This window comes from Alkalibacillus haloalkaliphilus (assembly GCF_007991275.1).
GTDB lineage: Bacteria > Bacillota > Bacilli > Bacillales > Alkalibacillaceae > Alkalibacillus > Alkalibacillus haloalkaliphilus.
On the sequence record NZ_BJYA01000001.1, the window covers coordinates 1 to 15,505 of the forward strand.

General features: G+C 37.4%; 10 protein-coding genes. All 10 read right to left on the reverse strand.

Annotation, left to right across the window (positions count from 1 at the left end; translation table 11 throughout):
- Nucleotides 1-615, reverse strand: a 615-nt coding sequence (locus tag AHA02nite_RS00005; RefSeq protein ID WP_170235924.1) for a peptidoglycan-binding domain-containing protein, incomplete at its 3' end; no start/stop codon positions are given.
- Nucleotides 616-679: 64 nt separating this feature from the next.
- Entirely contained in the window at nt 680-1,693 is a 1,014-nt protein-coding gene (locus tag AHA02nite_RS00010) for a YheC/YheD family protein (protein WP_146813147.1), read from the reverse strand.
- Between the two features lie 17 nt (nt 1,694-1,710).
- On the reverse strand, nt 1,711-3,315 hold the full coding sequence (locus tag AHA02nite_RS00015) for an ATP-grasp domain-containing protein (RefSeq protein WP_146813149.1): 1,605 nt from the start codon (nt 3,313-3,315) through the stop codon (nt 1,711-1,713).
- Nucleotides 3,316-3,349: 34 nt separating this feature from the next.
- A complete protein-coding gene (locus AHA02nite_RS00020; RefSeq protein ID WP_146813151.1) occupies nt 3,350-4,990 on the reverse strand; it encodes an acylphosphatase in 1,641 nt (546 codons plus the stop codon).
- A 23-nt stretch (nt 4,991-5,013) separates the two neighbouring features.
- Entirely contained in the window at nt 5,014-6,645 is a 1,632-nt protein-coding gene (locus tag AHA02nite_RS00025) for an acylphosphatase (RefSeq protein ID WP_146813153.1), read from the reverse strand.
- On the reverse strand, nt 6,638-7,978 hold the full coding sequence (locus AHA02nite_RS00030) for an ATP-grasp fold amidoligase family protein (protein WP_146813155.1): 1,341 nt from the start codon (nt 7,976-7,978) through the stop codon (nt 6,638-6,640). Before AHA02nite_RS00030 ends, AHA02nite_RS00025 begins: the two co-directional genes overlap by 8 nt.
- Nucleotides 7,979-7,996: 18 nt before the next feature.
- Nucleotides 7,997-10,615: a glycosyltransferase gene (locus AHA02nite_RS00035; RefSeq protein WP_146813157.1), complete on the reverse strand. Its 2,619-nt coding sequence runs from the start codon at nt 10,613-10,615 to the stop codon at nt 7,997-7,999.
- Entirely contained in the window at nt 10,608-13,121 is a 2,514-nt protein-coding gene (locus AHA02nite_RS00040) for a glycosyltransferase (RefSeq protein ID WP_146814075.1), read from the reverse strand. The genes AHA02nite_RS00035 and AHA02nite_RS00040 overlap by 8 nt, the downstream gene beginning before the upstream one ends.
- A 28-nt stretch (nt 13,122-13,149) precedes the next feature.
- Nucleotides 13,150-14,664: an ABC transporter ATP-binding protein gene (locus tag AHA02nite_RS00045; RefSeq protein ID WP_146813159.1), complete on the reverse strand. Its 1,515-nt coding sequence runs from the start codon at nt 14,662-14,664 to the stop codon at nt 13,150-13,152.
- A gap of 13 nt (nt 14,665-14,677) precedes the next feature.
- A complete protein-coding gene (locus AHA02nite_RS00050; RefSeq protein ID WP_146813161.1) occupies nt 14,678-15,487 on the reverse strand; it encodes an ABC transporter permease in 810 nt (269 codons plus the stop codon).
- Nucleotides 15,488-15,505 lie beyond the last annotated feature (18 nt).

Consider the following 15,505-nt stretch of genomic DNA (forward strand, 5'->3'; position numbering starts at 1 on the left):
CCCTTCTTCTAAAGGTTTCGTTGCCTCATATTCTAGTTTTGATAGCGTTGGATCATCTACTATTCCGTTCTCTACTAGATTATAATCTCTTTGAAAAGCTTTAACTGCTGATTCTGTTTGTGGACCAAAATATGTTGTTTGGGAGAATTCCCCATAACCTAGTAACATTAAATAACCTTTAATAGTTACAGAATCTTCATGATAGTTACCACTTTGTAACGGGCTTGCTAAAACATTGTTTAAGGTATCAACCGTCTCTTCATCAAACTCTTCTGTTACGTCTAATTCATAATATTCTTGAAAAGAGGATAATGCTTCAATTACCCTTTCAGAATCACATTCGCCTGAATTTAAAGAACTTAAGAAGTTCAACTTTTCCAGACCAAACCAAAACTCCTCATTTTCTTCACTGCATACACCGTGTGTACTCTTTGTTTCTACACTAGATTCTAGCTCTTCTTGAGACTCCTGATCTTTAGGTTCACTTTCTACCTCATCAACGTCTTCTTGTATTTCATTTTCTACTTCATGATTTTGCTCTGAGTCGTCCGCATGTATTGGTATGTTAACAATCATCAAATAAAATGCAATCAATAAAAATACCTTTTTCTTCAAATTTACCCTCCTTTATTTCTTTATTATACTTCAAACCATCTTGTCGAAAAATAGAGATTTTTACTTAAATTTTATTCTTTAATCTTCCAATAATGTACCTATAATATTGTGCTCTTAACAAGGCGACATTTGCCTCAATAAATTGAACACCAGGGGAAGAATTAGTTTCGAAAACGTATATTTTTCCATTTTTATCTATACCAAAATCTATCCCTAATGACATAAGGTTTTGATCCCTAATAACTTCCACCTTTTTTGATAATTCAAAAGATAATCTAGTTAATTCTTCATTTATAAATTCCCAATTTGTACCGTAATTAGCTTTCAGGAAGTTTTTGCTATTAACAACCCCACCGCCTTGGCTTAAGTTTGATAATATTCTTTGTCCTAATCCAACCCTCATATATTTTTTTGCTATTTGCCATTCACCACTATGGTCTTTGTTCATGTGAACGCGACAATCAAAAGGTACATCTTCCTTTGTTTTTGCTCTAATATATTTTTGTATAACAAAATCATTAACATTTGGTAGGTTATTTAAATAATCTATCAATTCATAATATGATAATTGCTTTGAATGTTTTTGAAATAGCAACTCATACTCATTACCTACTTTTTTAATATATTTAATTCCCTTACCTTTCTGACCATCAATAGGTTTAAGAATTATTTCATTATAAAGATCTAAGAATTCCATTAAGTCTTTTTTCTCTTCATAAACTTTACTGGGTATTATGATATCTTTTAAGTCGGGATCTTGCTCTAAATGTTTATACAATATTTCTTTATTGACCATTTGTTGTCCATTATCGGAAAGAGTAGTAACTTTCTTTAGATAGTTAACCACTTCTTTATGTTTAAAAACATATTTTGTCACATCTATAAAATCAGGAATCGGTTTTTCGACCACTTGCCATTTCCCACCCTTGAATACTTTTCCTTTTACACTGTTATATGTCATGTCAACATCATCAGGCCTAAAATAAATAAAATCAACACCATAATAACAACAGTTCATTGCTATTAATTTGGCTAATAGCGTGGGATTTTTATAGTTTCTCATCATTCCTACTAACACGATATAACAACACCTTTTTAATTACGTTTATGCTTCCAGCCCATTACCGCTCTCATCGGCTTGGTGTAGCGCCAACTCTTACTAGTTTGTAGTTTCTCAACTTCATTAGATTTTTCTTTCAATAAATCTTGTAGGTTATTGATCTCCTTCCTTAGCTTTTCGTTTTCATTTATTTGTTTACGTAAATTATTTCTCTTCGCAACATGCCTAACATTAACCCCTTGTAAGATAGAGTTTGGGTACTCTTTTTCACTCATATTATACTCTACTTTTTTCCTGCTAAAGAAGTCATGTATACTTACTTTTAGACCACCTAGCACTTCTTGTTCTCCATTCAACACTATTTCAATTTTGGTTTGTCCAAAAATAGTAATACTCACATTAGAGTAACGTTTTAGAATTACTTGGTTGATAAACTTACGAAAATCAGGGGTTTTAGATTCTGTTTCAATGATGAATTTTTGAGTTTTATTCTTTTTGATATTAACATTAGGAACAACTATCTCTTTTGCTTTTCCACCTTTAATTAGATTCCAGTATTGTTCCAAGTCAAAGTGTAACTTTTCATTCCTTTTAAATTCCACGGTGTTAGGAAAATAAAAATCCATAATTGCTTTAGGTATATCCCTTGCTTTGCCTTCTAAAGGGAACAAGTGCCCGCCTACACCAGCTCTGCTATTAATTTCAATTATCGTTGCTTTTCCAGTTTCCTCATTATATAAGATGTCTACACCACCATGTGGCATATTTGGCACACACTTTAGACCTTTAATTGCAATCTCTTTAACTGAAGAGGGCAACTCATCCGTATAGTCTATTGAGTCTCCTCCAGTTGAAAGATTAGCCTTATGACTTAGGAGAAGCTTTTCATCTTTTTTAAGAATAGTTTCTAAATTATAATTCTTTTCTTTGAGTATCCCTTCAGTTTCCTTATCAACTTTTATTAACCTTGCATAAAGGTTAGGGACCTTTTTCCTTCGCTCGTTCTTCATTCTGATCAGTTCTCTAATTGTACTATGACCATCCCCCATTATATTGGCCGGTTCTCGTTTTATAACACCTACAACATCATTACCAACGATATAAACTCTGTATTCTTCACCATTAAAATGTTCTTCCACAATAAACTCATCACATAATAAATCTTCTCTTAAGTACTTTATAGAGTCTATTAACTGTTGTTCATTTTGGATATTTGAGATAACACCCTTACCCCTTCTACCATCAATTGGCTTAACAACAAACGGAAAGTTTAACTCTGATAAATCAGTTAATATGTTTTCTAGAGGGGTTTCTTTAGAGTATTTATACCCTTTCGGTACAGGAACCTCTGCACCTTCTAAGTACTGTTTTGTAAGATCTTTATTAACACAAATGTTTACAGCTTCTTTTGATACTAAGTCCCCTCTTGTTACTGAAAAACTGTGTTCTTTTTTTCCATCGCTTAATTTAAAACGAACTAGGCTTTTTTCACCTATTCCTACAAATCTTAAAGTTAAGCCTCTACGCCACCCCTCTAAAGCCATAACGTACATATCGATTTTATCTCCAAAAGCAAACTCAGGAATTGAAGTTTCTAAGTGTGGTAACCAATCATACCTTTCAACTTTGTCAAGATTCATTTAAATCACCTTTCTAAGTAAGAGATGCAACAAGTTATTTTGAAGGTCTTAACTTTCGGGTTATACTTCTTATGTTGCTAGTTTTTTCCCAAGATGTACTCGTGATAATCTTATCTATTTCTTTCTCTAACTTCTCTTTTCTCTTATGACTCTTTTGAAGTTCACGCTCCATATTATAGATTGCAGACCCTAGTGACTTGAAACTTTTAGGATTATATGGCTCATCTATTTCAAACCCAATCTTAATCGGATCCTCATAACGGTCTGATTCAATTTGTCGGATCTTCACTTTCTTCGGTGGATTGTTTAATAGCTCTCTAAATTCACGAACCTTTTCTCTGCTCGTACCGGCCACAACAACTTCAACTTCATCTTTTAATGATCGTTGCACGTAACCATGAAGGCCAAGTGATTGGGCTTGTTCTTTCATCCATTGATGGAATGAGTTACGTCGCACACGTCCCTTTAGTGTGTACTTACGCGCGTAAAGTTTGCCATCAGGAGCATCACTAACTTCAACTTCAACTGCTGAGCGGTCTGTTAAGGGTTCTAGTACTGCATTTAGATCGAAATAGACTTTCGACTTGCTTGTGTCGATCTCTTTCGTTTCGGGGAAGTAGTAATCGACAATCGCTTTTGGAATGTCACGTGCTTTACCTTCTGAAGGGTAAAGGATTCCTCCAATTTGTGCGGTTGGGTTCAATTCGATGACGACTGGTGGTATACCAGTGTTTTCATCGTAAATAATGTCAACCCCACCATGGTAAAGGCCTGGTACAGCTTTTAATGACTTAACTGCTACTTCTTTAATCTCAGTAGGAATAGTGTCTGTCACATCTATTGGGTCTCCACCAGAAGATACATTCGTTTTCTCGCGAAGGTAAATTAATTCTCCTTCTTCTGGAATGCTATCGTAGTTGTACCCTGCTTTTTCAATAAACTCGGTAATTTCTATATCGACTTCTATTAGGCAACTGTGAAGTCGAGCATTTTTACGTCGTTCTTTATTTTTGCGGTTTATTAATTGTTCAATTGTATGTTCACCGTCTCCAACAACGTTCGCTGGTACTCGGTTATAAGCTGCTACAACTTCGTCTTCAATGACATAAACTCGATATTCTTCACCTGTAATATAACGTTCGGCAATGATGTCTTGATAGCCTAACTCATCACGGACATAACGTAAAGCATGATATAGCTCTTCATCGTTTCGGATGTTTGTAATAACACCATTTCCTAAACTTCCGTCTACAGGCTTTATAACAAGTGGGTACTGGATCTCTTCTGAAGCTTGTTTAACAATGTCTTCATCAGAATGCTCTCCATTAAACAATTTCCCTATTGGACATGGAACGTCTTGGTTTAATAAATAACGTTTCGTCTCATCTTTGTCTGATCCAATCTCTACTGCTTCATTCGTTATTTTATCCCCGCGTGTTCTAAAGAAATAGTGTGTATGCTCACCACTACTTAAAGAAAAAAGTCGTCCTGGTGGGTTTACGCCGAAGATCACCATGTCTTGAAAGTGCTCAGAATCTTTCGTATACCATTTTAAGTTAAGACCTCGTCGCCATCCTTCTAATGCAACGGAGTAGGCGCATAGTTTTGTTTTTTTCGCTTGTCGCACTACGTCATTTGTTAAATGAGGTAATGTAATCATTTGTTGGTCTTTCATTATTCATTACTCCCTAATTTTAATTAAGATCTTCTGATCGATTTAAAAATAGCACCGACCAGTCGAATAGGATAGGATATTCTCCAAGAGAAGCTTTTCAAGTAAGTCTTGTAGTTCTTTTCGAGTGAATGTAGCTCTTGGTTAATTAACTCTAATGATTGCTGTAATTCTTGTGCACGTTCTAATTGAAGGTGTTTAGCTGTTTTGATCTCGACACCGATATTTAATGCTCCATCATACGCTTCTTCAGTTACACTTTCAATTTCTGACCTTTCTGGGTCTTCGTATATTGCTTCTTTAAATTCTTCGACTGCTTCAGGGTCGGTACCTGCTGCAATAACCTCTATACTATCGTCTTCAAGCATGACAATTCGTCCGAATAAGTAACGCTCAAATAATTGTTTACGTAGTCCTAAGTGGAAACCGTGGTTACTCACATCACCTGTTACGATATACTTCTTCGCATGTAGTTCACCTTTAGGAGTTGGTGACATAGCTGCAACTTTAGCCGTACGAGTCAATAAAGGCTCAAGTACTGTTTCTAAGTCAAAGTAAAGTTTACTTGAATCTTGAGTAATTGGTTCTGTATCCGGGAAGTAGTAATCAATGATTGCTTTTGGAATATCATTTGGCTTACCTTTCATCGGGAAGACAAGTCCACCAATTTGAGCTGTCGGGTTTAGTTCTAAAACGACCCCTTCAACTTGATCACCGCTTCGGTCTACAATTAAATCGACTGCACTGTGCACTAACCCTGGAATGGCTTTTACTGCTGCAACAGCTACATCTTTCACTGTTTGTGGTAATTCATCCGTTACACTAATTGGGTCACCACCAATTGAGATATTACTTTTATCAGTTAAGTATAGCTTCTCGCCTTCTGGTAACACTGATTGTAGCGTATAACCTTGTTTTTCAATAAAGTGTCGTGTCTCCGGATTTTGCTTAATTAAACAACTAACTAGTCTAGGGTTGCGTTTCTTTTGTTCGTTTTTTATTCCGATTAGCTGTTTTACTGTATTTTCGCCATCACCAGTCACATTAGCCGGTTCTCTTAACATCGCTCCAACGACTTTGTCGCCTACTACATATAGCCGATGTTCGTCACCTGGGATGTGCTCTTCAATTATAATGTCATTTGTTTCAAGAGTTTTCTGGATATAGGTAATAGCGTTCTCTAAATCTTCTTCTGTACCAATGTTAGTGAAAACCCCTCTACCGTAACTTCCATCTGAAGGTTTCACAACGACTGGATACCCTACTTTATTAGCAACTTCTTTAGCAAGGTCAATTGACTCAAGTTGTGTCAGTTCTTGGCCTTGAGGTGTTCTAACTCCTTCTCGTTCTAAGTGAACTTTCGTCTGTTGTTTGTCTTTACCAATATCGACTGCTCCGTTAGAAACGAGGTCACCTCTTGTTTTAAAGAAGTAATGAACACGTTCTTTAGAACTTAATGAAAAGAGATGTCCTGGCTTTTCTACGTACCAAGTTCTTATATCTTTAAATTTCTCAGAATCTTTAACATGCCATTTAAGAGTCAGGCCTCTTCTCCAACCTTCTAAAGCCATTAAGTATGCATCAAGTTGATAACCTTGTGCATTTTCAATCATTGATGGCTGTAGATGGGGTAGCCATTCCTCATTGATATTATCCATCTTGGTCCTCCTCGGATGTTGCTAATTCATAATTCCATTGATGAAAGATGTTATATTCTTTCCCTTTTAATAAATCAGCTTTAATTCTTGTTTCTGCATTTAAATAATATTGTCCTAACTTCTGATCTGTTTCACGATCGAATTCATCGTAATTACCTGGATAAGGTGTAAACTCATTAAAAATGTAATCTTCTTCTGACTTCATGAAATCTATACGCATAAACGGTAAAGGGATTTCTTGGCTAATTGTTTCCACTTGATCAATAATCTCTTGTGAAACGCCTTTACCTTTGTATAATCTATCATCATACTTGGCTAAGCTAACACGTTTACCGTCTTTACTCCACCAACAATATTTCACCTCAGGAACCCTTGTTATTTCTAATATGAGTGCAACTTCTCCATAAAATGTATAAAATTTATAATCTGTTGTCGATTTCCCATTCTCTTCTACTAGCTCTTCCATGTACCATTCATCTTTTAGTACGTGTCCTTTAGATAAGTCTTCACTAATAGATTGACTTAATTGTTGCCAATTATTAAGGAGTTCACCTGTTTTAATATTAATGATTTGATTAGGTTCCATCGCTAAATAAACACCGCGGGAACCTGCTCCTTCTGTTGGCTTAATCACTGTTGGATACTGTTCTGGTACTGTTTCAAAGCCTATATAGACTGGACTTGTCCAAGGTCTGTTTAATCTAAGCATATCAGCTAAATTATAAGCGGCCATCTTATCGTCTAGTTGCTTTTCAATCGGGTTTTGTTGCTGTTGTGAACGGCTAGCTTGTAAGTTGAGTAATGCTGTGAAAGATGACATTTTACTTAAGTCAACGTTCCGGTCTAAATTGCCGTAGCGAATGATATACTCTGGTATTTCTTCTACGTTTAGGTGATCAATCATTGTTTGATATAGTTCACGTCTAAACGGCTTCTGTTCGTTGTGATAAGACCTAGCTAGCTTGTTCATCGCTTCATTATATTGATTGTCTATTTTTTGCTTTTGCTCAAGTAAGTTCTCGGTTAACGCTAATGTCTGACCTGTCTGTTTTAGCTCTTTATAATTCAGCGCTTGATCAACTTCTGGATGTTCTATTTGTAATTGAGCGACCTCTTGCCTCAACGCCTCATTCTCTTCTAATGCTTGCTTGTAAGCTTCTTTATAAGCCGCTATTTCTTTAGATGGTTTGAATAGTTTAGAAGGCCAAGCGAGCACCTTTGCGATTTTGTACCAACGGCTTTTTTCGATCTGATTAATGTCTTTCTCTAGCTGTTTGTTTTCATTTTTTAGTTTTTTAAGCTCCATCTGATCTTTAATAGGGTCAGGGCTCATGGCCTTCCCTCCTTCAAGTTAAATTCCTTCTGAATCTGTTAAAGCACCTGCAATTCGGTTGTGGTGTAATGAATAACCGAATGTTCTCTCAACATAATGGAATGCTGTTTGTACTTGTTGATCATACCATTCGGGGTTGTCCATAAGATCTAAAATCGTCTTCTGTACATCTGGCCATTCTACATAAATCGCCGCTTCACCGAATACTGGCTTATAGATTGGTGGCAGAATGACTGGAATGCCTACTGACATCGCTTCAAACATAACACGACCGAATGCTTCCATTAAGTCTGGGTGTGTATAGTATAAGAAAATGTCGAGATCTTTTAAAAACTCTTTAGGATCTTTTTCGCCAAATGCGTAAATCGTCCAGTTATCAGGTTGGTAGCCTAATAATTCGACTGGTGATTTTGCGCCACCTAATATGTGTACTTCAAACGGATCTTTCTCTGGATAAACCGATAGTAAGACTTGTTTGTCGTTCGGCCACTTTACGTAATGGTCACGTGAGTGTCGTCCTATTTTTATTTTATCATTGTTTGGCTTGTTTGAACGTTTCCATTCTTCAAGATTAATTATATTTAACCAGTCTTCTTTCGATAAATTAATGTGCTTTAGGTCTTCTTGGTGGTACTTTTCTAAGCTTTCTCGCATGACAGGTCCGATTGGATGCCAAATGCCTTTTTTACCGAAATAGTCTTGTGCTCGTTTCGCTGTTTTTTTAATATCGTAAAGCGTTCGAGCCCCTTCGCTGTACTCGTGTTTCGGTGTTTGATTCACGATGACTTTAAGCTGCTTAGCTTCAATGTCTGGTACGTACTTTTGCCATTCTTGTAAGATCGGCGGATGCCTTACGATGAGTAGATCACAACTCACTTGCTCTCCATAAACAACCATCGACACTTGTTCGCCATCGATTTGCTTTCGAACTTGTGGGTTGATTTGTCTTGAAGATGTGACATCGAATCGATTAAGTTGGACGAGTCCTGTTTTTAAATTAGCTTGTTTTTGTGCTTTAACCTCTTCAATGTTCGACATGTTCGTTCCGCCGAGTAAACGGAAGTCAGACACAATGATGACATCAAAGTGACGTCTGCCGTTTTGTTTTAACTCGCGGTTCGGCTTCATTGGTTCAGGTACTGGATACAGTCGATTCTCCATTGGGTACGGGTAATATAAATTGTCTTGATGCGTTTCATGATAGTTCGTTTGCGATTCTTTATATTCTTTACGTGCTCCCATGAAAAATCCTGGATAACCGAAAGCTGAACTGCCTGTAAGTGAGCTTGATGATTGTCTTTGAAAAGAAAGTGGTCCTGATTTCATGTCGTGGACTGCTTCCTTGCCGAAGATGAGTTTAAGTCTTGTTTTAAACTCCCCGTCAGCACCAAAACGTACGCTATCCCAATAGCCTAGTTTGTCTAATGCTTCTTTTCTGAACATGAGTGATGACATGTTTGGGAAAATGTAAGTGCCTGGTCGACCACGTCGGTAAAACTCCATCTCATCAGTTAATCTTGCTTGTTCTGACGTGTTAGCGATGAATTTAGAGTTGTCGATTAGATGACGCGCTTGAATTTCGATTTTTTCAGGATGTGACCAGTCGTCAGCATCGTTAATGGTGATGAAGTCACCGTTTGCGATGTTTAAGGCGTCATTTCTTGCAACATAAGGGCCACTATTCTGACTCGTTTGGATTACTTTCACTCGGCTGTCACGTTGTTCATAAAGTTTCGCAGCTTTATAAGTTTCATCTTGGCTGCAATCATCGACAATGATAATTTCTAAGTTTTCATATGTTTGCTTCAGCATCGATTCAATCGCAACATGGATTGTATCAGCTGAGTTATAAGCTGGAATAATGACTGTGACGAGCTTATCGTAAAGCTTCTTTGGTAAATCAGGTGTTACGTTAAGTAATGCGTTGTAGTCGTTCGTGTCTTGGCTCTTTTGACTAAGTAATGGTTTAAGGTTAGTTTGTTTTAATGCTTTATTAATATAGACGATTTTTCGGCTAAAGTTTGATGCTAAACTTGCTTTAGCTAATAACAGATCGGCATGTACGTTTAATTTAAGTGCTTGATCAATGAGCTCATTTGCTTCTTCAGTCTGTCCTAATAATTGCAGTGACTCAGCTTTTAAAACCGTTGCTTGCTCTTTACGCTTAGCATTGCGGTCTTTTTTAATAACTGTGTCTAAATAGTCAATTGCTTTTAACGCTGATTGTTGGTCGTATTGGTTCGCACACCATAAGCCTAATTCGAATCCTGCACGCATTCTAACAGCTTTTATATCTGACTTGTTGTACATATAGTCGAGTTCTTCTAAACCTTTATACGTAAAGCCCATTTCGTATAGTTGATATTTGACTTTGTTTACTTTTTTCGTTGCTTTTTGTTCGTTAATCTTTGGGTTAATGAACTCTCTAGGGCTTCGTTTACGCGTTGCATACTTTTTCGCCAAGCGGATATTCCGCTTCACGACGGGTAGCCTTTCAGATACTAGACGACTAACCATGTTATGTCTGACGGTGTTGTAATGCCTTCTTTTCGAATAGTATTCGACTGTTAATTGTTCATTAAGTTGTCTTGCTTCTTCGAGTTGTTTTTCAACATGGTTAGTGTCTTGTTTAGACATCTTTTCGGCACTCCTTTAAACGGTCGGCGTGTTTTTGATATCCGAAATGCTTTTCGACGTATTCTAAAGCAATGTTCACTTGGTTCTCATACATCTCGTCGCCTGCCATTAATTGATCGACAATTGAGAGTACTTTATCTGTTTCAGCATAAATCGCTGCTTCTTTAAAGACGGGTTCGAACACTGGTGGTAAAATGACTGGTACCCCAACGGCCATCGCTTCAAAAATGACTCGACCAAAGGCTTCTTTAAGCTCTGGGTGAGTGTAGTACGCAAATACATCGATCTCTTTAAGGAATTCTTTAGGATGCATGTCGCCAAACTGATAGATTGTCCAGTTATCTGGCTGTTTTCCTAACAGTTCAACTGGCGCTTTAGCCCCTCCTAAAATTCGCACTTCATAAGGGTCAGTGTTTGGATAAACTTTAAACAGTTCTTCTTCTGACGTTGGCCATTTAACAGCATGGTCTCTTGAATGGCGACCGATCACTACTTTGTCATGGTTAGGTCGCTTGTCACGTCTCCATTCATCGATGTTAATAATGTTAATCCAATCTTCGTCTGATAGATTAATGAGATTGAGATCTTCTTTATGATAAGTTAGTAACGCATCTCGCATAACAGGTCCAATAGGTGACCATGTGCCAGCTGTTCCGAAGTATTCATTTAACCGTTTCACACTTGTTGGGATTTCATAAAGTGTCTCGCCTGTTTCGCTATAATCTCGCTTTGGTGTCTGGTTAACAATGACTTGGACACTTTTCGCTTCTATGTCAGGTAAATACGTTTGACGTTCTTCTAAAATCGGTGGATGTCTTAATACTAAGACGTCACAGCTTACTTTCTCACCATAAACGATTAGTTGGACTTGTTCACCGTCAATTTGTTCTCGTACTTTCGGGTTCATTTCTTTTAATGAATTGAGCTCGTATCTTGATAGTTGAACGAGTCCTGTTATCAAACCTAAGTCTCTTTGTGCTTTAATCTCTTCAATGTTCGACATGTTCGTTCCGCCAAGTAAGCGAAATTCTGACACGATAATAACATCAAAGTGACGTCGACCATTTTGTTTCGATTCACGGTTTGGCTTCATCGGCTCAGGTACTGGGAAAGGTCGAGTTGTCATTGGGAAATCGTATTTCAACTGATCTGGATTTTGCTCGTGATAAGCTGCTTGAGCATCACGATATTCTCTTCTTGCCCCCATGAAGTAACCTGGAAAGCCGAATGCTGAACTAGCCGTCAGCGAACCACTCGATTGACGTTGGAATGAGAGTGGTGCGGTCGTTAAGTACTTAACGGACTTCTCACCGTATGTGATTTTCACTCTTTTGACGAACTCGGCATCGCCACCGAAACGGACTTGATCCCAATAGCCTAATTCATGAAGTACTTCTTTACGGAACATGAAAGATGACATGTTTGGGAAAATGAACTGGCCGAATTTACCGCGGCGATAAAATTCAAGCTGTTCTGTTGCTCGCGCTTGTTGTGAAAAGTTCCCCATAATATTAGTGTTTTCAATTAGATCGCGTACTTGTGTTTCAATTTTAAGTGGATGTGACCAATCATCAGCGTCATTTATTGTAATAAAGTCACCCGTTGCTACATTAAGTGCTGTATTCCTGGCTGTATAAGCTCCACCATTTTGTTCTGTTTGGATCACTTTAATTCTGTCATCAATTGATTCATATTGTTTGGCTAATTCAAACGTATCGTCTTGGCTACAATCATCAACGACGATAATTTCAAGGTTACGCCAAGTTTGTTTCCTTAACGATTCAATAGCAATTTCAATCATGTTACCGGCATTATAAACTGGAACAATAATGGACACTTTTCCTTCTTCATCAACTGGCTGTAATTGATCATCTGTCACATCAAGGCGGTCGTATAAATCGTAATTTTTGTCCGTGAAATGGACTGTCTTTTCACCATGCTGTTCGTATACTTTGTTAATCCACTTTAATTGGTCTTGTTCATTGGTATGAGCATTAGCCATAGCTAAGAAGATGTCAGGATTGTTAGTATTCTTGTAAGGCTCAAGTGTGTTAATTGCCTGGTTGTACTCACCTAAGTTTCTTAATGACTCTGCTTCCATAATAGCGATCCGTTGTTGTTCTGTTTCGTCTTTAGTTAATGGCTTAATTTCCTCTAATATTGAGAGTGTTTCTTTGTCGTCTTCTTCTGTATATTTATTGGCATGCCAAAGAGCCAGCTCTATTCCAGCCAGCTTTTTTAAAAATTGATTATCGTCTTGTTTAAAAAAGTCGTTTAGTTCTTCGATTGCTTTTTCGTAAAAACCAAGCTCGTAAAGCTTGAACTTCGCTCGTTCAATTTTACGAACTTGTTGTTGTTTTTTACCGGGTTTCAATACTGATTTCACTTTTGCTTTTTGATTGTCTGTTAGTAAATTGCTTAGCTTTTCTTTTTGTGATGGTTTGAGCAATGTATATAGGATCCAATCAAGGGCTTTGGACACTGCTCGTTTGACCGCTCGTAACACGTTAACCACTTCCAACTTTGATTTATAATTAACCTTTTCTCTTCACAGATTCTTTGTACTGTTCAACGACTTCTTCAGCTTCGCCATCGGAAACGATTTGACCTTGTTCCATCCAAATCGCTCTTGTACATACTTGTTTAACGAAGCGCATGCTGTGTGAAACAATAATGACGGCTTTAGCGCTTTCCATCATTTCTTGGATCTTCTCACTAGCTTTCTCTTTAAAAGCCATATCTCCTGTTGATAATGCTTCGTCAATAATGAAGATATCCGGTTTTAATTGAGCGGCAATACTAAAGCCTAAACGCGCTGCCATCCCGCTTGAATAGTACTTAACTGGTTTATCAATTGATTTACGAATACCTGAGAAGTCAATAATGTTCTCTAATTCACGGTCTACGACATCTTTTGGAATATTTAATAGCATTCCGTTTAAGTAAATGTTGTCACGTCCAGATAGTTGGGCGTTAAACCCTGTACCGTAACCGAGTAAAGCGGATGTGTCACCTTGAATGAGAATACTACCTTGGTCAGGTCTTAAAATATTCGTCAGTAACTTACACAATGTACTCTTACCAGCTCCGTTATGTCCAATGATGCCTACAACTTCGCCTTCACGAATTTCGAAGTCAAGGTCTTTTAACGCGTGAAACGGTTTACGTCCAAGTTTATATTCAACCGTTGCATCATCTGCTTTGACGATGACATTGTCTTTCACTTCAGCGTTTGCTTTTACTAGTTCAAAGCTGCGCTGACGTTTTGGCCGTTTTGGAACACTGTCGCGATACATTTTGGCTACTTCTTTCGGGTCGCCGTCTCCTTTAATTTCACCTTGATCAAGCCAAACTAGACGGTCACAGTTACGCTTAGCGTAATTCAAACTATGGGTAACGATAATAACCATCTTCGCTTGCTTAACGAGTTGTTTCATTTTGTCAGCAGCTTTCTTACCGAACTGTGCATCACCTGTATTAAGCGCTTCATCAAGTATTAATATTTCTGGGTTTAAGTGTGATGTGACACTGAACCCTAATCTCGCTTTCATACCACTGGAATAGTACTTCATAGGCTGTTCAATAAACTCACCTAAACCAGAAAACTCATGGATCGTTTCGAAATACTCATCGATTGTATCTTTCGGGATGCCTAGCATCATCCCATTTAAATAAACATTTTCTCGGCCCGTTAATTCTTTGTTAAAGCCCATCCCGAGTGAGAAAAGTGCCGATACTTCACCATCTGTATACACACTTCCCTCATCTGGTTTTAAAATGCCCGAAATGAGCTTACATAATGTCGTTTTACCCGAGCCGTTTGAACCGATTATACCGAGGATTTCGCCTTGATAACCTTTTAAGTCAAGATTACGAAGCGGCCAAAATTCTTTTTCTTTAGGCTCATCGTCTTTTTTGGAAAATAAGTTAAAGACTTTAGATTTGTAGTCTTCTGTTGTCCCTGCACGGAATGAGACACCTAAGTCTTTTACTTCTAAAACGACTTCTCTATTCTCTTGTTTTTCATGTGTAACTTGTTCTTGTACCATCGAACAACCTCATTTACAATGCTTTAATAATTTTGTGTTCATTCTTACTATAGAAATAGATCATAACGTAAAACAGTAGGAAAGAAATTGCAAAGACATTTAATAACCCTAAAAAGTCTGGATTCGTTTGATACATTAGTACATTACGATACGACTCGACTATAATTGCTATAGGGTTATAGTCAACGAGAAAATCGAGAGTAATAACGTTAGATCCGATTTCAATCTCTTGACCTTTCAGGCGTCCACCTGCCCATATAATCGGTGACGCGTAAAATAAGACACGTGTCAAATGAGTTAATAAATGATCGATATCTCTAACGAAAACCGTAACGTATGCTAATAACATCCCAATACTTAATAAAAAGACTAACTGCGTCAGAATTATTAGCGGAATGTAAACCACTTGCCAACCTGGCATGACACCGAAGAAGGCTAAAAATGTTGCGACAATAATTAAACCGAACGAGAAATTCACCATTTGTGTAAAAGCTACTGAAATTGGGAAGATCGACTTCGGTAAATATACTTGGTTAATAATTGAACCATGCTTCATAATCGATTTCGCAGACGAGTTAATTGTCGTCTGGGCCCAACGCCATGCCACTAAACCAATAACTAAGAATACGGCGAATGGTTCTTCTTCCCCTCTATTTAGAACAATTTTTAATAGGAAGTAATAGACTAGGACGTTTAATAGTGGGTCTAACAACCACCAAAAATAGCCTAAGTAACTATTACGATTATCAGCTTTTAGTCCAGATTTAACGAGGTAATATAATAAATCTTTTCGTTTAAGCATTTCTTGAAAATAAGTTCTCATAAGCGTTCCTCACACATC

Coding starts and splice junctions, on each gene's coding strand:
- AHA02nite_RS00015 (WP_146813149.1), bottom strand. CDS start 3,315: ATGAATCTTGACAAAGTTGAAAGGTATGATTGGTTACCACACTTAGAA.
- AHA02nite_RS00020 (WP_146813151.1), bottom strand. CDS start 4,990: ATGAAAGACCAACAAATGATTACATTACCTCATTTAACAAATGACGTA.
- AHA02nite_RS00025 (WP_146813153.1), bottom strand. CDS start 6,645: ATGGATAATATCAATGAGGAATGGCTACCCCATCTACAGCCATCAATG.
- AHA02nite_RS00030 (WP_146813155.1), bottom strand. CDS start 7,978: ATGAGCCCTGACCCTATTAAAGATCAGATGGAGCTTAAAAAACTAAAA.
- AHA02nite_RS00035 (WP_146813157.1), bottom strand. CDS start 10,615: ATGTCTAAACAAGACACTAACCATGTTGAAAAACAACTCGAAGAAGCA.
- AHA02nite_RS00045 (WP_146813159.1), bottom strand. CDS start 14,664: ATGGTACAAGAACAAGTTACACATGAAAAACAAGAGAATAGAGAAGTC.
- AHA02nite_RS00050 (WP_146813161.1), bottom strand. CDS start 15,487: ATGAGAACTTATTTTCAAGAAATGCTTAAACGAAAAGATTTATTATAT.